Source organism: Streptomyces sp. NPDC001056, from assembly GCF_053598955.1.
In genome coordinates this window covers 1-19,531 of the sequence record NZ_JBSFLI010000051.1, presented here as the reverse complement: position 1 = coordinate 19,531, position 19,531 = coordinate 1, and the positions used below count along the sequence as shown (strand labels likewise).

22 protein-coding genes and 3 pseudogenes are annotated in these 19,531 nt (G+C 68.7%); 17 read left to right on the top strand and 8 right to left on the bottom strand.

Annotated features, from left to right (window positions below):
• The first annotated feature begins 410 nt into the window (after positions 1–410).
• The 3 genes from ACWDD7_RS35025 to ACWDD7_RS35015 are packed head-to-tail and all read left to right on the top strand — an operon-like array spanning position 411 to position 2,164.
• Entirely contained in the window at positions 411–800 is a 390-nt protein-coding gene (locus tag ACWDD7_RS35025) for a CPCC family cysteine-rich protein (protein WP_450460373.1), read from the top strand.
• Positions 797–1,528, top strand: a complete 732-nt coding sequence (locus tag ACWDD7_RS35020) for a HEAT repeat domain-containing protein (protein ID WP_450460372.1) — start codon at positions 797–799, stop codon at positions 1,526–1,528. The genes ACWDD7_RS35025 and ACWDD7_RS35020 overlap by 4 nt, the downstream gene beginning before the upstream one ends.
• Before the next feature lie 3 nt (positions 1,529–1,531).
• Positions 1,532–2,164: a DUF6000 family protein gene (locus ACWDD7_RS35015; RefSeq protein WP_450460371.1), complete on the top strand. Its 633-nt coding sequence runs from the start codon at positions 1,532–1,534 to the stop codon at positions 2,162–2,164.
• A gap of 41 nt (positions 2,165–2,205) precedes the next feature.
• Here the strand turns inward: ACWDD7_RS35015 and ACWDD7_RS35010 are convergent, their stop codons facing one another.
• Positions 2,206–2,859 carry a hypothetical protein gene (locus ACWDD7_RS35010; RefSeq protein ID WP_450460370.1) on the bottom strand — a complete coding sequence of 218 codons (654 nt, stop codon included), beginning with the start codon at positions 2,857–2,859 and terminating at the stop codon, positions 2,206–2,208.
• A 315-nt stretch (positions 2,860–3,174) separates the two neighbouring features.
• On the opposite strand from ACWDD7_RS35010, the gene ACWDD7_RS35005 reads away from it, so the two are divergent.
• Positions 3,175–3,984, top strand: coding sequence for a hypothetical protein (locus tag ACWDD7_RS35005; RefSeq protein WP_450460369.1), 810 nt, complete (start codon positions 3,175–3,177; stop codon positions 3,982–3,984).
• Between the two features lie 15 nt (positions 3,985–3,999).
• Positions 4,000–4,224 (top strand): annotated as a pseudogene (locus ACWDD7_RS35000) (helix-turn-helix domain-containing protein); the annotation flags it as partial.
• Between the two features lie 78 nt (positions 4,225–4,302).
• Here the strand turns inward: ACWDD7_RS35000 and ACWDD7_RS34995 are convergent.
• Positions 4,303–4,452 (bottom strand): hypothetical protein, encoded by a 150-nt coding sequence (locus tag ACWDD7_RS34995; RefSeq protein ID WP_450460384.1) that lies wholly within the window; start codon positions 4,450–4,452, stop codon positions 4,303–4,305.
• Positions 4,453–4,515: 63 nt separating this feature from the next.
• Between ACWDD7_RS34995 and ACWDD7_RS34990 the strand changes: the two genes are divergently transcribed.
• Positions 4,516–5,181, top strand: a complete 666-nt coding sequence (locus ACWDD7_RS34990; protein WP_450460383.1) for an ImmA/IrrE family metallo-endopeptidase — start codon at positions 4,516–4,518, stop codon at positions 5,179–5,181.
• 33 nt (positions 5,182–5,214) lie between these two features.
• Here ACWDD7_RS34990 and ACWDD7_RS34985 read toward each other — a convergent pair whose 3' ends face one another.
• Entirely contained in the window at positions 5,215–5,742 is a 528-nt protein-coding gene (locus ACWDD7_RS34985; RefSeq protein ID WP_450460368.1) for an NUDIX domain-containing protein, read from the bottom strand.
• Between the two features lies 1 nt (position 5,743).
• Entirely contained in the window at positions 5,744–7,099 is a 1,356-nt protein-coding gene (locus tag ACWDD7_RS34980; protein ID WP_450460367.1) for a tetratricopeptide repeat protein, read from the bottom strand.
• 223 nt (positions 7,100–7,322) lie between these two features.
• On the opposite strand from ACWDD7_RS34980, the gene ACWDD7_RS34975 reads away from it, so the two are divergent.
• From ACWDD7_RS34975 to ACWDD7_RS34960, 4 genes are all read left to right on the top strand, one after another.
• A complete protein-coding gene (locus ACWDD7_RS34975) occupies positions 7,323–8,072 on the top strand; it encodes a hypothetical protein (RefSeq protein ID WP_450460366.1) in 750 nt (249 codons plus the stop codon).
• Positions 8,073–8,152: 80 nt separating this feature from the next.
• Positions 8,153–9,064: an aminoglycoside phosphotransferase family protein gene (locus tag ACWDD7_RS34970; protein ID WP_450460365.1), complete on the top strand. Its 912-nt coding sequence runs from the start codon at positions 8,153–8,155 to the stop codon at positions 9,062–9,064.
• 1 nt (position 9,065) lies between these two features.
• Positions 9,066–9,758, top strand: a complete 693-nt coding sequence (locus ACWDD7_RS34965) for a class I SAM-dependent methyltransferase (RefSeq protein WP_450460364.1) — start codon at positions 9,066–9,068, stop codon at positions 9,756–9,758.
• Positions 9,759–9,789: 31 nt separating this feature from the next.
• The gene (locus ACWDD7_RS34960) at positions 9,790–10,335 is read left to right on the top strand and encodes an HAD domain-containing protein (protein ID WP_395483721.1); all 546 of its coding nucleotides are present in this window, start codon (positions 9,790–9,792) and stop codon (positions 10,333–10,335) included.
• Between the two features lie 91 nt (positions 10,336–10,426).
• On the opposite strand, the pseudogene ACWDD7_RS34955 reads toward ACWDD7_RS34960, so the two are convergent.
• Positions 10,427–10,930, bottom strand: a pseudogene (locus tag ACWDD7_RS34955) (DUF2716 domain-containing protein).
• Between the two features lie 181 nt (positions 10,931–11,111).
• On the opposite strand from ACWDD7_RS34955, the gene ACWDD7_RS34950 reads away from it, so the two are divergent.
• The 3 genes and pseudogenes from ACWDD7_RS34950 (at position 11,112) to ACWDD7_RS34940 (ending at position 13,104) form a co-directional block, all read left to right on the top strand.
• Positions 11,112–11,810 (top strand): hypothetical protein, encoded by a 699-nt coding sequence (locus ACWDD7_RS34950; protein WP_450460363.1) that lies wholly within the window; start codon positions 11,112–11,114, stop codon positions 11,808–11,810.
• A 43-nt stretch (positions 11,811–11,853) separates the two neighbouring features.
• Positions 11,854–11,961: pseudogene (locus ACWDD7_RS34945) on the top strand (XRE family transcriptional regulator); the annotation flags it as partial.
• A 24-nt stretch (positions 11,962–11,985) separates the two neighbouring features.
• Positions 11,986–13,104 (top strand): tyrosine-type recombinase/integrase, encoded by a 1,119-nt coding sequence (locus ACWDD7_RS34940; RefSeq protein ID WP_450460362.1) that lies wholly within the window; start codon positions 11,986–11,988, stop codon positions 13,102–13,104.
• A gap of 107 nt (positions 13,105–13,211) precedes the next feature.
• On the opposite strand, the gene ychF is transcribed toward ACWDD7_RS34940, so the two are convergent.
• Entirely contained in the window at positions 13,212–14,300 is a 1,089-nt protein-coding gene (ychF, locus tag ACWDD7_RS34935) for a redox-regulated ATPase YchF (RefSeq protein WP_351876610.1), read from the bottom strand.
• 188 nt (positions 14,301–14,488) lie between these two features.
• Between ychF and ACWDD7_RS34930 the strand changes: the two genes are divergently transcribed.
• Positions 14,489–15,028 (top strand): DUF6542 domain-containing protein, encoded by a 540-nt coding sequence (locus tag ACWDD7_RS34930; protein WP_450460361.1) that lies wholly within the window; start codon positions 14,489–14,491, stop codon positions 15,026–15,028.
• Positions 15,029–15,351: 323 nt separating this feature from the next.
• Here ACWDD7_RS34930 and ppgK read toward each other — a convergent pair whose 3' ends face one another.
• Both ppgK and ACWDD7_RS34920 read right to left on the bottom strand, forming a co-directional pair.
• Positions 15,352–16,098, bottom strand: coding sequence for a polyphosphate--glucose phosphotransferase (gene ppgK / locus ACWDD7_RS34925; RefSeq protein ID WP_351876612.1), 747 nt, complete (start codon positions 16,096–16,098; stop codon positions 15,352–15,354).
• A 49-nt stretch (positions 16,099–16,147) separates the two neighbouring features.
• Positions 16,148–17,155, bottom strand: coding sequence for a 4-hydroxy-3-methylbut-2-enyl diphosphate reductase (locus tag ACWDD7_RS34920; RefSeq protein ID WP_351876613.1), 1,008 nt, complete (start codon positions 17,153–17,155; stop codon positions 16,148–16,150).
• Positions 17,156–17,247: 92 nt separating this feature from the next.
• On the opposite strand from ACWDD7_RS34920, the gene xseA reads away from it, so the two are divergent.
• From xseA to ACWDD7_RS34905, 3 genes are all read left to right on the top strand, one after another.
• Positions 17,248–18,456 (top strand): exodeoxyribonuclease VII large subunit, encoded by a 1,209-nt coding sequence (gene xseA / locus ACWDD7_RS34915; RefSeq protein ID WP_392218326.1) that lies wholly within the window; start codon positions 17,248–17,250, stop codon positions 18,454–18,456.
• Positions 18,453–18,683, top strand: coding sequence for an exodeoxyribonuclease VII small subunit (locus tag ACWDD7_RS34910; protein ID WP_351876615.1), 231 nt, complete (start codon positions 18,453–18,455; stop codon positions 18,681–18,683). The genes xseA and ACWDD7_RS34910 overlap by 4 nt, the downstream gene beginning before the upstream one ends.
• A gap of 132 nt (positions 18,684–18,815) precedes the next feature.
• A complete protein-coding gene (locus ACWDD7_RS34905) occupies positions 18,816–19,406 on the top strand; it encodes a malonic semialdehyde reductase (RefSeq protein ID WP_351876616.1) in 591 nt (196 codons plus the stop codon).
• Positions 19,407–19,531: the final 125 nt, after the last annotated feature.

The window sequence follows — 19,531 nt, the reverse complement described above, 5'->3', positions numbered from 1 at the left end:
CGAGTGTGTCAAACGAGTAGGAAAAGCGCCACGGTCGGCACTGCCCGCAAGCGCCGAGCAGTACACGTCCCAGCACGGGCGCCCTCATCCCATCCCAGCACCATCCCAGCACGGGAAAAAAACCAAGGGCCCGACCCCGAAGAGTCGGACCCTCTCCGACCTGCATGTTTGCCAGATCAGTGACGTGGTGATATGTCAGCCGCTACACGTTGAACCGGAATACCTGCGGCCTGATCCTGACCTGCGGCGGAGCCCCGCGCAGGGCTTTGACCTGGGGTTTCCTGGTTGGCGTGCGTTGGCTCCCGACGGCCGTTTACGGGTGTCCTGCGGACTGGCTGCGGACTGGCGGGGCACCTTCAGGGCAGAGAAATCCATGGCACACGGGCGGAACCTGCAACGAAACTGCGCAGGTGAGCGACTCCTGCCCCTGCCCGTGCTGCGGACACCGCGTGCTGAGCGCGATGCCCGGCTCGTACGAGATCTGCCCCGTCTGCTTCTGGGAGGACGACGGGGTCCAGTTCCGCTGGCCGGCCATGAGCGGCGGCGCGAACAAGGTCTCCCTGATCGAGGCCCAGCGGAACTACCAGGACTTCGGCGCCTGCGACGAGCACGGCCGACGGTACGTCCGCCCGCCGGCCGAGGACGAGCCGCTCGACCCCGCCTGGCGCCCCATCGACCTGACACGCGACTCCTTCGAGGACTGGGCAGCCGAGGATCGCGCCCCGTGGCCCGATGACCGCTCGGTGCTCTGCTGGTGGCTGCCCGCCTTCTGGCGCCGAGACCACCCGGCGGCACCATGACCTCCCACATCGAGGCCCTCGTCCAGCAGCTCGACGGGGATGACGACGCCTCGTACGCCGCCCGCGCGCAGCTTGTCGCCATCGGTCGTGACGCAACCCTCACGATCACGGACGGACTACCCACCCTGGGCAGCTTCGGCCGGCTGACCGCCATCGAGGTCTTCGAAGAGGTGGCGGACCCGCGCTGCGGCCCCGCCCTGATCGCCCTGCTGGACGCTGACGACCCCACCGTCCGGGACTGGGCGGCGATGGCCCTGGCGAGCCTAGAGATCGACGGCGCGGTCGAGCCCCTGCGCCGCGCCTACCGCGCCTGCCTGGAACGGGCGACGCCACCGGACTGGAGCGAGCCCGTCGGCATCCGCTGGGCCCTGACCAAACTCGGCGCCCGCAGCCCTGTCGTCCCGCCGCTTACCGCGCGCCTACGAGCCACCGCTGCGGACGACGCCCCGGGCTGGCCCTCGGCCCGCTTCGCCGAGATCATCAACGACCTGGCCGACCACGCCCAGGTGATCCTCTACTCCCAGTTGTGGCGGGTGGACGCCGACCGCACATACGGCGTCTCCGGCACCGGCTTGGACTGGGAACTCGACTGGACCGCGCCCTGGGAGCACCTGGTCGAAGAGTCCCGCACCTGGTCCCTACTGGAAGCCTCCGAAGCCCTCGCCGACGACAACATCTTCGTTGCCCCCACCTGGATCGACCGTACCGACCTATACCCGAAGAGGTGACCGATGCCGTTCCAGCACCCCGAGGAGATCGGCTACGGCTACGTAATCGAGCGCTACGTGACGAGGAAGGACTCGGACCACCCGCGCTACCGCGAACTGAAAAGCGGTCGTGCCCTGCGACCCGGGTGGCCACATGCCGAACGCTTTGCCCACCACCTCATCGACGACGCAGCCACGATCACCGATGACGAACTGGAGGCCCTCCTCGGCTACGAGTGGCGCTCACGCTTCACCGCCGCCTGGCTGATCGGCGTAGGCCGCCGCGAAGCGTTCCGCGAACGCATCGGCGACCTGCTCCTGGCCAGCGAGTTCTGCTTCTCCGGCGGCGCCTACTGCTTCTCCCTGGCCCGCTTCGGCACCCACGCGGACGCCGACATCCTCGCTTCCTACCTGGACCGCTATCTCCCCCGCACCGACCTCCGCTACGACCAGCCCACAGCCCTCGGCGCCCTCCTCCGCCTCGACACCCACCTCGGCACCCACCACGCCGACCACTTCACCCAGCCCGGCGGCCTCTGGGACCAGTGGGTCAACGCCCTGACCCACCTCCACGACCACCCCGCATACACCCCTGCCGAGCGGCGCCGCTGGACGGACCTCCAATGCGACTTCGCCAACGGCTGGTCCCGCACGTAGTCGGAAACAGCGGCCCCTGGCCACGGCCTCGGGCACCCCGCCTAACTGCGAGGAAGTCTCTTGAACTGGTCGTATCCGCAGCTGCCCGGCTGCCACACGCCTTCGATGCAGCCACTCGGGATGTCAGCTTCGAAGTCGATCCTCGAGCGGACGTTGGCCATGCCAAGGTGGCTGGCAACGAAGGCATAGATCAGCTCGTGGCCGACATTGACTGCCACCTCAGGATCCGCGACGTCAAGCAAGGCGACAACTATCGATGGTGTGCCCAACTTCTTGACTCGCTCGCAATCAAGCTGTTCCCAGGCGTTAGTCATGTACTGCGCCTCTCCACCCCAGTTCTTAAGCAGCGGGGCGAAGTTGCCAGCCATCTCGTGCAGCGGCTGGGCGTTGGCGACGAGACAGACCTTGCCCGTCCTCAGCCCCACCCGCTTGTCCCACTTGAACACGCTCGAGCTGCGGAGCGCGGCGTGCTCCTCCTGGGTGATCTCACCACGCCGCAGAGCCTCGTCCTGGCGCCCTTCAAGGAGAGCCTCCGTCAGACGTCGAAGCCCCGACGCTCGTACGCCTTCCACTTCATACGCCAGCAGCCTTGTGGCATGGAACGATCGCAGCCAGCGACCAGCGAGCAGCGTCCGAAGATCCGCATCCCGCGCAGCAAGGTCCACTTCGTATGGAAGGTCGCCCCCGTCGCGCACGCGAGATGGCACCATGCCCGCAAGCGAAGCGACGAACTCCCGTACGTCTGCCGGCGCCAGCCGCCGGGTTCATCAATGTCAACGATCTCACCAGCACCCATGGGGACATTCCTAGTTCACGCCCCCGCCCTCTGGCGAATGTGCCGGAACCGCCTCGCAACCATCCTGTGGCGCAGCCAACTTGCCCCAGACTCCGGTCCCACACCTCTGGCCAGGCCACCCACTAGAACGTAAGATCGATTCATCTGGCGACGCAACACGTTGCCAGCGGTTCAGTTTTCCGCACTAGATACTGGAGTCGTGTAGAGTCACCTCATGAGTGAGCAGCAGGATGCGCTGGAAGACCTTGAAGAGGCTGGCGTATTAGCAGCGATGAGCTGGGCGGCGGAGTCTGCGTACGCGCGCACCATGCGCGACTACGACCCGGACGCCGGTCACGATCAAGGTTGGGTGGGATACACCGCCCACGGGTTTCTGCGCGACCGCCAGGATCGAGTCTTCTCGTGCGGCAAGTACGCCGTCAGTTCACCGGCCGACGCACTGTCAGGTCTCGATACGGTCGCAGCCGGCCTTCTCCCAGGAGAATTCGAGCGAATGCCCCGAATCCTTCCGGGCACGGTTCGGCGAGCCAACCTGAATGGCTCTCCGGGCTGGCGCTTCGGCGACTGGAGGTGGCTCCAGGCGGCTTTCCCCTTCGGGGAGAGCAACGCGATCCCATGGCCCCAGAAGAGTCCCACCAAGCGGCGCGTCGCGGCCCAGCGCCTTCCGGGCCCCGCAGATCAGCCGATGCTTCCCGTGGACGAGGACGAAGCCCATCTCTTCCGGGACGTCATGGCGGCGACTCTGCTAGCTCTCGATGAAAGCGCCGGCGACCTTACGACACTGGTTCTCGCGCACGCAGTTCAGAAGGAGCTTGGCGTAAGAGAACTCTTCCTGGGGCGCTCTCGTTTGAACAAGGGGGGCGGCGCAGCGTGGCACTGGAAGCATGATCTACTGAAGCCGCCCTTCGGCGATTACGGCAGGGGTGCACAGCCGATCACACCCAAGCCGTCAGGGGGCCTTGACGCCGTACCTGACGCGGCCGTTCGACTCCGCCGTCACGTACTGGAGGGCGACGGAAAGTAATCACGGAATGAGCGGATGGTCATGGAGCATAGTCGTCCTGCGGAGGTTCGCGTAAGCGACGCCTCGCGACTTTTCGACGGGCGTCGACTAACGCTGGCTCGCCAACTCGCGGGGCTTCGCAAGAATGCGCTGGCAGCTCAAATCGACAAGAGCCCGACTGCCGTAGCGGCCTACGAAAGCAACTCCAAGCGGCCGGCTCCGGCCACCGTGGCCCAGTTGTGCTTGACCCTCGGCGTTGACCCTTCGTTCTTTCTGCCTGGGGCGCAGCGACCTGAAGCCGGATCCTCCGTTCCGCACTTCAGGTCGCTGCGGTCCACATCACAACTGGTTCGCGACCAAGCGTTCGCCTATGGGCTTGTCGCTACTGATGTAGGTGCCGCCCTGGAGAGGCATGTCGAGTTTCCCAATCCCGACATCCCGCGCCTGAGCGTCGACGTCGAGGACGAGCAAACCGATCTCCCCGAGCAAGCTGCGAGACTCCTCCGCAAGCACTGGGACATCCCGACTGGACCAATCGGCCACCTAGTCAGGATGGCCGAGAATCGTGGTGTCCTTGTTGTCTACAGCCCCAGCCAGACAGCCGCGGTTGACGCATATTCCTTTGAAGCAGACAGTCGACCAACGGTTGTGCTGAATCCAACCAAGAATGACTACTTCCGGCAACGTTTCGATGTTGCACACGAACTCGGACACTTGGTCATGCACGTAGACTCGGAACCCGGAGATCGCATTACGGAAAACCAGGCCAATCGATTTGCTGCAGAGTTCCTGATGCCTGCTGACGAGATGCGAGACCTACTCCCCCCGAAGGCGGACTGGAGAACCCTCGGCGCCTTGAAGGCCGACTGGAATGTAAGCCTACAGGCACTACTCTACAGGTCGCGACAACTGTGCGTAATGAGTGATGTGACCTACAGGAATGCAGTCCTTTATCTTTCCTCAAAGGGATGGAGGCGTCGCGAGCCGGGCGTGATGCCAGTGACCGAGCAGCCATCCCTTTTCCCGAGAGCCGTGGAAATTCTGGGCCAGGTTGGAATAGGGGAAGAAGTTTTGGCTGGCGAAGCCAGGGTTCCCTTGGATCTATTCCGGGTGGTCACATCACGATTCCCCACCTGGGACAGCCCTCAGTCCGCAGAACCTAACCTCGAAGAAAATCTCCCTTCGGGAGTTATCTCACTATTTTCAACCAGGGAATAAATAGAGGCGCGCGCTGCCTACGTCCCAGCCGATTCACCACCCGTCCAGCGAGACCGCCGACCCAGCATTCAAATATTGACGAAGAGCGCTTGCTGTGGTGTCCACAAAGGCATCAGGGATAGCGTCGGCATCGACCCAGCAGACCTGGGAGTGCTTGCGGGGTTCGCGGTTCTCGGGTTCGCCGGTCCAGTCGTGGGCGGCGAAGACAACGGTGAGGAAGCCGTTGGGGGCTTCGACGCCCCAGGCACCGTGGATGATGTGGGCGACCTTGAGGGACTCGGGCTTCACCGTGAGGCCCGTCTCCTCGTAGAGCTCGCGGACTGCGGTCTCCGTGATGGGTTCGCCTGGCTCGCTCTTGCCGACTGGCAGGTCCCACAGGCCCTGGGCAAACTTGGCGTTCTCGCTGCGCTGGAGGAGGACGACGCGGTTGGTCGCTTTGTCGTGGACGATGACGGCCGCGACCAGCAGGGTCATCGATTCGAGCGCCGGCTTGAGGGCTTGGGAGCGGTCGTCGGTCTGCTGGGCCACGGTGTTCCCTTCGTCGGGCGGGTTGTTGGGCATGTTAGGCGAGGGCCTCGCGGGCGCGGCGGGCGAGATCGGCGGCGCCGGGTACCTTGCGCCGCTGGTAGACCGCGAGGGTGGAGCGGATCGAGGTGATCGCCTTCCGGGTCCGGTCGGAGGTCATGCCCTCCATGAGGACCAGGGCCTGGGTCCAGGCCGCGACGGCCTCGTCGGCGCGCGCCTGGGCGGCGAGGCTGTCGCCCAGGTCTGCGTGGGTGAGGGCGTGAACGCGCTTGTACTTCTCCGGGTCCCAGCGGGTGAGGGCGTCTCGGTGCTGCTGCTCGGTGCCGATGTGGTCGGCGAGGTCGGTCAGGGTGCGGGCGGTGTGGCTGGCCACGGTGCCGGCGGCGGGGCCGCTGACGCGGGAGTAGCTGGGCTGGGGGCCGTCGTCTCGTAGGAGGGCGTCCTCGGCGGCGAGCAGGGCGCGCGCGGCCGACGACTTCTCGTCGATGGCGGCGTAGGCACGGGCGTGGGTGATGTGGAGGAGGGCCTCGGTCTGGCCGTCGACATGGCCGAGCCCTGTGCGCAGGGCGCCTTCGACGAGGTCGACGCAGTGGTGGGGCTGCTTGAGACTCAGGGCCTGGTGGGCGAGGGCGCGCATCATCCAGGCCGCGTGGCCGTGGGGGTCGGCTTCGCAGGCGAGCTTGTAGCCGACTTGGTAGTAGCGCTGGGCGGCGCCTTCCTGACCGAGGTCGTGGTGCTTCCACCCCGCGAGGTAGGCGAGTTCGGCGACGGCGCCGAAGGCGGCCCGGCGTAAGGCTTCGCTGGGGAAGCGCCCGCGCAGCATGGGGGCGGCTGTGTCGGCGAGGTACGCGGTGACGGTGGTCAGTCCGTGCCCGCCGCCGAGGCGCTCGTCGGCCGCGCTGAAGGCCGCGGTGATCTGCCGTACGACGTCCACGTCCTCCGTGCCGACCAGGGACGTGCCGGTGCGGGCGCGGAGCATGCGGGCGGTGGCTTCGTGGTCGTATCCGAGCGGCATGGCGACGCCGGCGGTGGTGAAGGCCGCGATGGCGAGGAAGCGGCGGCGCTCGACGTCGGCGCGGCCCAGGTCGGTGGCGGCGAGAACAGGGTCGGATTCCGCCGGCGCTTCGTCATCGCTGGCCTGGAGGCCGATCTCGGTCTGGGTAACCGTGCGCCCCGCTCTGCGGGACAGCGCCTCGGCCAGGTACTGGCCTACCCGGCCCGACGGGGCGCGGGTGCCGTTCACCCAGTGCGAGATCGCCGACTTGTTGGTCTGGAGGATCTCGCCGTTCTCGGCGGCGATGCGCCGCACGTCTCTGGCGAGGCCCTCGTAGGTGCAGTCGACCGCCGCGATGACGTCGCGCAGACGGGAGTTGGGTTCTCTCTGCGCCGCCACGATCGCCTCCGCCCTGGAGTTGTAAACCGCGTATACCGCTTCAACTGCCTTCCACCGTACCCACTGAGCGTGACCATCGGTTCACTTATCAGCAGCCGCCCGGAACGGCGCGACCGTGATCCAGGCTCCCCCTTGGTCCAGGCGGCACCCCGAAGTTCCGTACGCCCACACCGGGCTCGGGCATTCCTGTGCCCGGGCCCGGCCGATCAGAGACGGAGACACGGTGACCACCATCGACACCGCGGCCATCACGGTCGAGCTGCCCGAGGCGTTCGACCCGCGCTGGAGCCGCCTGCCCGGCATCCAGGTCGACGGCCGACGCATCACCATCGACCCGGCGGAGTACTTCTTCCGCTTCGAGTCCAACACCTGGCTCGTCGCCGACTGGGAGCTGGTCAAGGCCCAGCTCCTCGGTGCGGACGAGACGACCGAGAGCGCGGTCGAGCAGCTCGCGCTCGACTTCATCAAGCAGCACAGTGAGTCCACGTCCGACGCGGCCCGCGTCTTGACCACCGCGTGCGAGGTGTACGCGTACCTCTTCCGCGACGAGCACCTGGCCGGCCTCGGCCTGCCGCAGATCACCGCCGGCCACCTGCGGATGCTCCGCGAGGCCGCCACGCTCATGGCGCTCAACAAGGTCGAGCTCGACGGGCACATCTCCAACGTCGGCCCGTGCTGGTTCTTCCCCGCCGCCACCTCCGTCGTCTTCGACCTGGACGACGAGATGGGCGGGATGCTCGACGAGGTTTACCACGGCGGCTGGTTCAACGAGCACCGCCGCATCGAGTCCATCAAGGCCCACGCCGCCCTCGGCGGCCGGCTCGTGCACGGCTGCCAGTCCGTGCCGGACCAGTCCGGCGGCGTGGTCGCGCCCTACGGTGCCTCGATGGCGAACTTCCGCGACGACCTCGCGGCCTTCAAAGCGGGCTGGATCGAGCAGGTCTACGCCCACCGCGTGAACCCCGCCGCGTAACCCACCACCAGATCAGGCTCCGGGGCGGGCCGGCATCCCTCGCCCGCCCCGGACGCCACCACCCTCCCCGGAGCCCTCACGTGACCACGAACCCCAGCGCCGAACTCCTCAACAACCTGCTCACCGCGACCGGCCAGACCACTGCCGTACGGGAGGAGGTACGCGTGTGGTCCATGTCCGGCGTCGAGCGCGTGGCCTTCCCCGACGGCTCCACGGCCATCTTCAAGTACGCCAAGAAGCCGTTCGACAGCGAGGACCAGGCCCTCCGTCTGGCCCACACCCTCGGCGTACCCGTCCCCCAGGTCCATGCCTCCGCCGTCCTGGACGGCTGGCTCGGCATGCTTGTGGAGGACCTCGGACCCTCTGCACGCGAGGCCGACGACCTCGACGGTGTCGCTGCGGCCGTGATCCTGCACGGCACCCGTACGGCTCCTCCCTTGCCCGTACTCGACCAGGACCGGCTGCGGAAACTGCCGGCCCGGGCGCTGGAGCACCTCGAACGGCTGCGCAAGGTCGACCGGTGGCTGGACGCCGACGACGTCGAGGACGCGCTCGACCGGATCGCCCAGGCCGCCGAGGCTCGCTCGGCCGGAGCGACGATGGCGCCCTTCGGCTGGGTGCACTCCGAGTTCCACCCCACCAGCCTCCACATCAGCGAGCGCGGCTGGCGGCTGCTCGACTTCGCCCGCGCCTTCACCGGCCCCGGCCTGCTCGACCTCGCCAGCTGGCACGGCACCATCGAGCCCCCGCACCCCATCCGCCTCCGCGTCTTCCTGGAGCAATACGTCACAGCCGGCGGCACCCCCGACGCCCTCGCCCCACGCGGCGGGCTCACCGCCGAACACTGGGCCCTGGGCTGGCACCGCATGTGGGCCGTCGAGTGGTTCATGGAGCAGTCCGTCCGCTGGATCGACGACCCGGCCACCGACCCCGCCTACATCAAGGCTGTCCGCCGCCACCTCACCGACGTCCTCCACCTCCTGGAGATCTGACGTGCTCGCCCAGGCATCCCCCTGGCACGTCCACGCCCTCCAGCGCACCGCCGCCGGACTCGCCGAACCCCTCTCCGTACCCGCCCGGATGGAATGGACCACGAGACCCGGCCAAGGTCACGGAGCCGAGATCCTCGGCCCCGACCTGCGCGGCAAGCGACTCCTGGAACTCGGCTGCGGCCCCGGCCACAACGCCGCCCACCTCGCCACCCGCCACGGCGCCCGCGTCACCGGCGTCGACCTGGTCGGCCTCCAGGTCCGCCGCGCCCGCTCCCACTACGGACGGCTGAACAACCTCACCTTCGTTGCCGGCCACGCGCTGCACTACCTGCACGCCTTCGACGAGCAGTTCGACGCGGTCTACTCCGTCTTCGGCGCCGTCGGTCTGGTCGCCCCCGAGCTCCTGCTCCCGGCCATCGCCCAACGCCTCACGCCCGGCCGGGTGCTCGCCTTCTCCGTCCCCCACCCGCAGCGCGGCGGCCGCAGCCCTTCTGGCGACGACCGTCCGCGCCGGGACTTCGTCACCCTTCCCGACCGCACCCGCCTACCCATCGCCCGCTGGGAGTTCTCCACCGACCGGTGGGAGAAGCACCTCAGCCAGGCGGGCTTCTGGCTCACCTCAGCCCAGGAGTTCCACGACCCCCGCATGGGCCACTGGCCCACCACCCTGCTGATCCGCGCCCGCAAGCTCTGACAGCCGCGTTCATCCGGCCTATGGAGGACCGATGCGCCCGCCCTACCTGCTCCTCGACATCGACGGCGTCCTCATACCCTTCCCCGACGAGCACGGCTCGACCCCGGCCACCCACGCCCGCCACAACGTCGTCCCCGCCGGCCGCAGCGCCAACAACCCGGTCACCGTCTGGCTCAACACCGACCACGGCCGCCTACTCATGGATGTCATCCGCACCGGCCTGGTCACTCCGGTCTGGTGCACCAGCTGGCGGCAGGACGCCACCACCCTCATCGGGCCCCTTCTCGACCTCCCGGCCCTGCCGTACGTCGATCTCCCGCGTCCACAGATCACCACCAGCCATCCAAACGGCTACCTGTGGAAGCGCGACCACGTCGACGCCTGGCTGGAGAACGCCCCCGCCGTCTGGATCGACGACGACTTCACCGGCCTCGACCACGCCTGGGCGGAGGAGCGCGCTGCCCGCGGAACGGCGACCCTCCTCGTTCAGCCAGATCCACACCTCGGGCTGCAGCCCGAGCACCTGACCGAGGTCACGACGTGGGTCTCGCAGTTACCCGCGCCCCGTGCCGCCTGACGACTGATGCCCTCGCTGCCACGGGCAGCGAGGGCATCAGCGTGCGCTGTGGGGTCTGACTACCTGGGTGCCTTTGGAGTCTGGACCCAACTCAGGCAGTGCCGACTGCCCTACCGGACCTACGGATCGGCTGGCCGAGAAGCTTCTCTACCTCCGCGGATGCGGCGTCGAGGAATTCCTGGCCGAACAGACAGAGGGTCTCTTCCCAGGGGTGCCCAAAACTGCCCATACGGAAGTCTTCCGAGAGGTAGATGTAGTAATCCCCGTCGGGGTACGGACTCAAAGGCCATGCCGGCTACCCAGGTGCACCGACGCCCTGCGGTGCGAAGCGATACGACGTGTGCTGCCAGTCGAGCGCGAGCAGCGTTCCGCTCGGGCCAATGCAGGCAGTCAGCCCCTGCTCGACCACCTCGACCAGGCGGTCCAAACGCTCGTATTCAGGGTCGTCGTCAAGCGCGGCAAGGCTCCAGGTCACCGATGCGACGGGCTCCTTGATGGCTGGCCACTTGAAAGAACTCGTACTCGGCTGGAACTTGAACTCGTCGTAGAAGCGGTCCCAAACGCGTCGATACTCGACCTCAAGCAGCTCGACCACGGGACTCTCCATCATGGCCCGATCCTATCGAGTCGCCCGTGTGAGGATCGGAGATAGATCCTTCACGAAACCTCGAACCCCCTCCACTCCGGCCATCAAGGCATTCCGTGAGAGGTGGGGCGCGGCCTGATAGCCTGCGATCTTCGCCGGTCACCCGGACGGAGTCCCCCGGCAGGTCTTCATGTCTTGCTCTGAGCAGCTCATGACCGCTCTCGATGCCCTGGACCACGCCTTCGCCTCAGAAGATCCCTTCCTCGTCACAGGGTGCACGTACTGCTACGTCGAGCAAGACTTCGCCGAACTCTCCGGGCCACTGCACCTCATAGCCGACGACCTGGTCTCCTCGGTTGCCGCAGAGGTACCTGATCATTGGGGAGACTTCCCTCGTCTCTATCGCCGCCTCGTCCCGCGCATCATTCGCCCACTCGTCACTGGCCAGCTCCACGTCGACGAGGAGCTCATCGCCTCCCGCCTGGTTCAAGCGGGCTGGACTACCTGGGACTTGCCCCTGACCGAGGCCCTACGGGACGTCTGGTCCGCTTGGTGGCAGAGCACGCTGCATACCCACCCCAGCCCCGTGCCCGTCAGGGATTCCCTCAGCCTCATCACCGTGGCCACCAACAGCCTGCGTCCTTGGCTGGACACATGGACCGCGACCAATACCCCAGCCGCCGACGCGCACTTGGCAGACCTCGTTAACGACGTAATGTTCGAGTTCGAGATCACCGACTTGCGCATGGGCTTCTACGATGAGTACGACGCCACTGCCGAGCTGCTGGGCTGGCTTCTCACCGAAGTGCGCGATCGTGTCATCGACACACGTCTCGACGACCCCTTCCTCTATGAGCACCTTCAGGCAACCGCTCAGCACCCCCGCTGATCTGGTACGCCATCCGGAAACTGAGCGGAAAGCCCCGTCTCCCTACCCCAACAGCTCGCGGGCCATCCACGAGCAGTGCCTCCGCCTCATGGGCGACGAGCGGGACGCTCGCACCCTCAGCAGCGACATCGAGGACGGCGGCCACTACTGACAACCGACACGAAGGAGAGACCACTTGGCCAACATCCAGAAGCGCCCCAACGGCAAATGGCGGGCCCGCTACCGCGACCTCGACGGCAAGGAGCACGCCCGCCACTTCGACCGCAAGATCGACGCCCAGCGCTGGATCGACGAGGTCACGGCCAGCCTGGTCACCGGTCAGTGCGTTGACCCGCGATCGGCGAAGAAGCCCTTCAAGGAGTACGCGGAGGAATGGCGGGCCATCCAGCCGCACCGGCCTTCCACCGCCAAGGCGGTGGCCCAGCACCTGCGCTGCTACGTCTACCCGGCCTGGGAGAAGCGGGCGCTCGGCGCCATCAAGCCCGGCGACGTGCAGAGCTGGGTCACCAGTCTGACCACCACGCACGGGCTGGCCGCCAGCACCTCACGGACGGTCTTCAACACGGTCAACGCCGTGTTCCGGGCGGCCGTCCGTGACCGGATGATCGCTCACAACCCGTGCGCCGAGGCGAAGCTGCCCTCGGTACCACGGAAGAAGATCGTGCCCCTGGCTGTCGAGCAGGTACGGACGCTGGCCGAGGAGATACCCGCCCGGTACAAGGGTCTCGTGCTGCTCGGCGCGGCCACCGGGCTCCGCCCCGGCGAGCTGTTCGGCCTCCAGCTCCGGCACGTGGACCTGCTGCACGCGACCGTCTCGGTCGAGCAGCAGATCCAGCAGACCGCCAAGCACGGCGTGTACGTCTGCCCGCCCAAGACCGCTCGCTCGCACCGCACGGTCCCGCTCCCCCGCATGGCGGTGGATGCGATGAAGGCCCACCTGCGGGACTTCCCCGCCGATGGGCCCGAGGGCTGGATCTTCACGGCACCGCATGGCGGACCCGTGGTCTACACGCACTTCATGGACGCCTCCTGGCGGCCCGCCTGCGCGAAGGCCGGCATAGCGAAGGGCACCGGACCCCACGCCCTGCGGCATCACTACGCCAGCCTGCTGATCAAGCACGGCGAGTCCGTGAAGACGGTCTCCGAGCGCCTCGGCCACACCAACGCGGCCATGACGCTGAACATCTACACCCACCTGTGGCCCGACTCTGAGGAGCGGACCCGGGCCGCCGTCGACAAGGCGTACGCGGACCGGTCCGCCGATGCCCAGCCACAGAGCGACGAAGCGGCATAGCCGCTCCCCCGCGCGCTGACGGCAGTCAGCACGCTGCGGACTCTGCGCGGACCGCAAAGGCCGCCCAACCCACTCCGCCGCAGGTCAGACGGCCTTCCGATGGTCGCTTAGACGTTGAAGCGGAACTCCACCACATCCCCGTCCTGCATCACATAGTCCTTCCCCTCCATCCGCGCCTTGCCCTTGGCGCGGGCCTCGGCGACGGAGCCGGCGGCGAGGAGGTCGGAGAAGGAGATGACCTCGGCCTTGATGAAGCCCTTCTGGAAGTCGGTGTGGATGACACCGGCGGCCTCGGGGGCGGTGGCGCCCTTCTTGATGGTCCAGGCGCGCGATTCCTTGGGACCGGCCGTGAGGTAGGTCTGGAGGCCGAGGGTCTTGAAGCCGACGCGCGCGAGAGTGGCGAGGCCCGGCTCGTCCTGGCCGACGGACTGGAGGAGTTCGAGGGCCTCGTCCTCGTCCAGCTCGGCGAGGTCGGCCTCCAGCTTGGCGTTCAGGAAGATCGCCTCGGCGGGGGCGACCAGCGCGCGCTGCTCGTTCTTGAAGTCCTCGTCGATCAGCTCGTCCTCGTCGACGTTGAAGACGTAGAGGAACGGCTTGGTGGTCAGCAGGTGCAGGTCGTGCAGCGGCTCGGACCGCTCGGTGCCCTGGACGATGCCGTGCGCGAAGAGCGTGTCGCCCTTCTCCAGGATCTCCTTGGCCTCCTCGACCGCCTTGACCTTCGGCGCGACGTCCTTCTTGATCCGGGACTCCTTCTGGAGCCGCGGCAGGACCTTCTCGATGGTCTGGAGGTCGGCGAGGATCAGCTCGGTGTTGATCGTCTCGATGTCGCTCTTGGGCGAGACCTTGCCGTCGACATGGACGACGTTCTCGTCCTTGAACGCGCGGATCACCTGGCAGATCGCGTCCGACTCGCGGATGTTCGCGAGGAACTTGTTGCCCAGGCCCTCGCCCTCCGAGGCGCCGCGCACGATGCCGGCGATGTCCACGAAGTCGACCGTGGCCGGAAGGATGCGCTCGGAGCCGAAGATCGAGGCCAGCTGGGCCAGCCGGCCGTCGGGGACGCCGACGACACCGATGTTCGGCTCGATCGTGGCGAACGGGTAGTTGGCCGCCAGCACGTCGTTCTTGGTCAGGGCGTTGAACAGGGTCGACTTGCCGACATTGGGCAGGCCGACGATTCCGATCGTGAGCGACACGTTGCGACTTCCCGTGGATGAGAGGGCCAGGAGCTGGGGCTGCCAGGCCCTAGGAGGACACTGGCCGATCCACCAGTCTACGGCGTTCCGCCCGCCCGCCTCCCAGGAGCGTCGCCCACCCGGCCAACGTCCGCCCGTCGGCGTGTCTGGGAGCCGATTGAGCACATAAGCAGACCTAAGTTGGTCCAATGGAGCAGCACAGAACGCGACCCCCGAACGACGGACGGCGACGTGGCAACCCGCCCCACGCCCATCTGCCGCCGCAGGCCCGGCGCCGCCCGCCCGGCCCGGCGGGGCGCGGCGCGGGAAGGCCGCGGCCGGCTCGCTCGGTGCCGTCCGGCCCGCGGCTGCCCGGACCCCGCCTCACCGGGCTCGGCGGGGGGCTGTTCTGCATCGCCGCGATGTTCCTCCTCGGCTGCCTGGACCAGCTGCTCCTCGACGGCTCGCTGACGGTGTACGGCGTGCTGTTCCTGCCCGTGTGCGTGCTGACCGCGATGTGGGTGCGCGCCGGGGACGTGCTGACCGCGCCCGTCGCCCTGCCCATCGCCTTCGCGACCGGGCTGCTCGTGGTCTCCGACGGGCGCGAGGGGCTGCTCGGCCGCCTGATGGGCCTGGTGACCGGGCTGGCCACCCAGGCCGGCTGGCTGTACGGGGGGACGCTGGTCGCCGGGGTGATCGTGCTCGTACGACGGGTGCGGTGGGTACGGCGGCGGAGGCGCCACCACTGAGCTGCCGCGGGAGTGCCGAGGGAGTCCGGGGTACGACTCCTCGCGCGCCGCCGGTCAGGGCGGCCAGGTCTCTCCCTCTCTCCCCCGCACGCCGGCCACGACCGCCGAGCCGTCCCACGCACGCCGCCGGGCCGCCCCACGCCCGCCCGCCACGAACGCCTGGCCGCTCCTCACACGCCGCCGGCCACGCCCCCGGACCGCCGGCCCCTCACACGCCGCCGCGGCCACGACCGCCGGACCGCGCACCCCGTCGGGGCCACCGCCGCCGAACCGCTCCTCCGGCGTGCCGGCCACGACTACCGCCCCGGGCCGACGCCCGTCCGCTACGACTGCTGGGCCGCCCTCATCGCCGCCCCCACGATCCCCGCGTTGTTCTGGAGCTGGGCGGGGACGATCTCGGCCTTGACGCCCTTGATGTGGTGCAGGAACTTGTCGGACTTGCGGCTGACGCCGCCGCCGATGATGAACAGCTCGGGCGAGAACAGCATCTCCACGTGCGCCAGGTACTTCTGGACGCGGCGCGCCCACTGCTCCCAGCTCAGTCCCTGGTCCTCCTTGGCCTTGCTGGAGGCCTTGTGCTCGGCCTCGTGGCCGCCCAGTTCCAGGTGGCCCAGTTCGGTGTTGGGGACCAGGACACCGTCCACGAAGACGGCGCTGCCGATGCCGGTGCCGAAGGTGAGCAGGATGACCGTGCCCCTGCGGTCGCGGCCCGCGCCGAACTGCATCTCGGCGACGCCCGCCGCGTCGGCGTCGTTGACCACGGTCACCGGCAGGCCGCCCAGTCGGCCGCCGAACAGGGCGCGCGCGTCGGTGTCGATCCAGCTCTTGTCGACGTTGGCCGCCGTACGCACCATGGCACCGCCGGTGACGACTCCGGGGAAGGTCAGGCCCACGGGGCCGGTCCAGCCGAAGTGGTCGACGACCTGCCTCACCCCGTCGGCCACGCCGTCGGGCGTCGCCGGGTGCGGGGTGAGCACCTTGCAGCGCTCCTGGGCGAGGTCGCCCCTGTCGAGGTCCACAGGGGCGCCCTTGATCCCGGATCCGCCGATGTCCACGCCGAAGATCTGCATGGCTCCACGTTACGACGGGCCACTGACGGTCACGCCCGGGAAGCCGCGATCACGCCTCGGAAGTGCCCGATCCGCCGCGCTCGGCCACCAGGTTCGCCGCCTCTTCGCGCAGGTCGCGGCGGAGCTCCTTGGGCAGCGAGAAGGTGATGGACTCCTCGGCGGTCTTGACGATCTCCACGTCCGCGTAGCCGCGCTCGGCGAGCCACTCAAGGACCTGTTCGACCAGCACGTCGGGGACGGAGGCGCCGGAGGTGACGCCGACCGTGGTCACGCCCTCCAGCCAGGTCTCGTCGATCTCGTCGGCGAAGTCCACCAGGTGCGCGTCGCGGGCACCGGCCAGCTTCGCGACCTCGACCAGGCGCTTGGAGTTGGAGGAGTTGCGCGAGCCCACGACGATGACCAGGTCGGAATCGGCGCCCATCTGCTTCACCGCGAGCTGGCGGTTCTGCGTGGCGTAGCAGATGTCGTCGCTCGGCGGGGAGACGAGGCCCGGGAACTTGGCCTTCAGGGCGTCGACGGTCTCCATGGTCTCGTCCACGGAGAGGGTGGTCTGGGACAGCCACACGACCCGCTCGGGGTCGCGGACCTCGACCTTGGCGACGTCCTCGGGGCCGTCGACCAGCTGGATGTGGTCGGGTGCCTCGCCGGAGGTGCCGATGACCTCCTCGTGGCCCTCGTGGCCGATGAGGAGGATGTCGTAGTCCTCGCCCGCGTACCGGACGGCTTCCTTGTGGACCTTGGTGACCAGCGGGCAGGTGGCGTCGATGGTGGCGAGGCGGCCCTGCGCGGCCTCCTCGTGGACGACGGGGGCGACGCCGTGGGCCGAGAACATGACGATGTTGCCCGGGGGCACCTCGTCCGTGCGCTCGACGAAGACGGCGCCCTTCTTCTCCAGGGTCTGTACGACGTACTTGTTGTGGACGATCTCGTGCCGGACGTAGATCGGGGCGCCGTACTGTTCCAGGGCCTTCTCGACGGCGATCACGGCGCGGTCCACACCGGCGCAGTAGCCTCGGGGGGCGGCGAGCAGGACACGGCGGCGAGGCGAAGCGGTCATGGGTCCATCGTAGGGGGCGCGCGGATGCGCCGGGATCAGCTGCCCGCGGCAGGGCCGACGCCCGTGTCGGTGCCGCCCATTACGCTCGGCGCATGGCTTTGAAGACGACCCCTGAGGCGCCCCTGCCGGTCGGTGAGGTCTCCCGGTTGATCGGGGGATGGATCGACCGGCTGGGCGCGGTGTGGGTCGAGGGGCAGATCACGCAGCTGTCGCGGCGGCCGGGCGCCGGCGTCGTGTTCCTGACACTGCGCGACCCGTCGTACGACATCTCGATCAGCGTGACCTGCTACCGGCAGGTGTTCGACTCCGTCGCGGACGTCGTCGGCGAGGGCGCCCGCGTCCTCGTGCTGGCCAAGCCCGAGTGGTACGCGCCGCGGGGTCAGCTCTCGCTGCGCGCCGCCGAGATCCGGCCGGTCGGCGTCGGCGAGCTGCTGGCCCGGCTGGAGCGGCTGAAGAAGTCGCTCGCGGCCGAGGGGCTGTTCGCGGCGGAGCGCAAGAAGCCGCTGCCGTTCCTGCCGCAGCTGATCGGCCTGGTCTGCGGCCGCGCCTCCGCCGCGGAGCGGGACGTACTGGAGAACGCGCGGCACCGCTGGCCCGCCGTCCGCTTCGAGGTGCGCAACGTGCCCGTGCAGGGCGTGCACGCCGTCCCGCAGGTCGTCCAGGCGGTGAAGGAGCTGGACGAGCTCCCGGACGTGGACGTCATCGTCGTCGCCCGCGGCGGCGGCAGCGTCGAGGACCTGCTGCCGTTCTCCGACGAGCAGCTGGTGCGGGCGGTGGCGGGCTGCCGCACTCCCGTCGTGTCCGCGATCGGGCACGAGCCGGACAGTCCGCTGCTCGACCTCGTCGCCGATCTGCGCGCCTCCACCCCGACCGACGCGGCCAAGAAGGTCGTACCGGACGTGGGCGAGGAGCTGGAGCGGGTGCGGATGCTGCGAGGCCGCGCCCGGCGCTGTGTCGACGCGCTGCTGGAGCGCGAGGAGCGGGGCCTGGCGCACGCGCTGGCCCGGCCCGCGATGGAGGATCCGCACCGGATGCTCGACGAGCGCGCCGACCAGGTGGCCTCCCTGGTCGAGCGGAGCCGGCGCACCCTCGGCCATCTGCTGGACCGCGCGGACTCGGAGCTGACGCACACACGCGCGCGCGTGGTCGCCCTGTCCCCCGCGGCCACGCTGAAACGCGGCTATGCGGTGCTGCAACGGTCCGACGGGCACGTGGTGCGCGATCCGGGCGAGGTGAGCGAGGGCGAGGCGCTGCGTGCGCGCGTCGCCGACGGAGAATTCACGGTGAAGGTGGGCGAATGACCGGCAGGACGGAAGAGACCCTCTCGTACGAGCAGGCGCGGGACGAGCTGATCGAGGTCGTACGGCGGCTGGAGGCGGGCGGCAGCTCGCTGGAGGAGTCCCTGGCGCTGTGGGAGCGCGGCGAGGAGCTGGCCAAGGTGTGCCGGCGCTGGCTGGAGGGGGCGCGGGCCCGCCTGGACGCGGCGCTCGCCGAGGAGGAGAGGGAAGGCGAGGAGCCCGAGCGGTAGGGCCGGCCCCGGGCTGTGGGGTGGATCACCGCGCCCCCGATTTCGTTGAAGGTTAAACCTCGCGTGGCGTAAGGTCCTGTGCCGTCAGCAGCGGTCCCGGAGCGGACCGTACGCATCCCCGAGGAAGCCACGATGTCTCTCGTTCTTGACCCCGCCGCCCAGGACCTGCTGTTCCGCGAGGCCCGCACCGCGAACACCTTCACCGACGAGCCGGTGACCGAGGAGCAGGTCCGGGCGATCTACGACCTGGTCAAGTACGGCCCGACCGCCTTCAACCAGACCCCGCTGCGCGTCACCCTGGTCCGCTCCCCCGAGGCCCGCGAGCGCCTGGTGCGGCACATGGCCGAGGGCAACCGGGCCAAGACCGCCGGCGCCCCGCTGGTCGCGATCCTCTCCGCGGACAACGAGTTCCACGAGGCACTGCCGACCCTGTTCCCGGCCTTCCCCGCGGCCAAGGACGCCTTCTTCTCCGAGCGACCGGTCCGTGAGGGTTCCGCCGCGCTGAACGCCGCGCTGCAGGCCGCCTACTTCATCGTCGGCGTGCGCGCCGCGGGCCTGGCCGCCGGCCCGATGACCGGGTACGACCCCGAGGGCGTGCGCAAGGAGTTCCTGGACGACGACCACACCCCGCTGATGGTGGTCAACATCGGCAAGCCGGGTCCGGACGCGTCGTACCCGCGTTCCCCGCGCCTCGCGTACGAGGACGTCATCACGACCGTCTGAGCCCGATCCGCCCCGGACGACGGTGGCGGACTTGGTGAACACCGAGGACATGCCGAACGCTATGCCGGCCGCCGTCGCGAGCACGCCCGGGCCGACCTCGCGCCGCCCTCCTCCGTCGAGCGGGC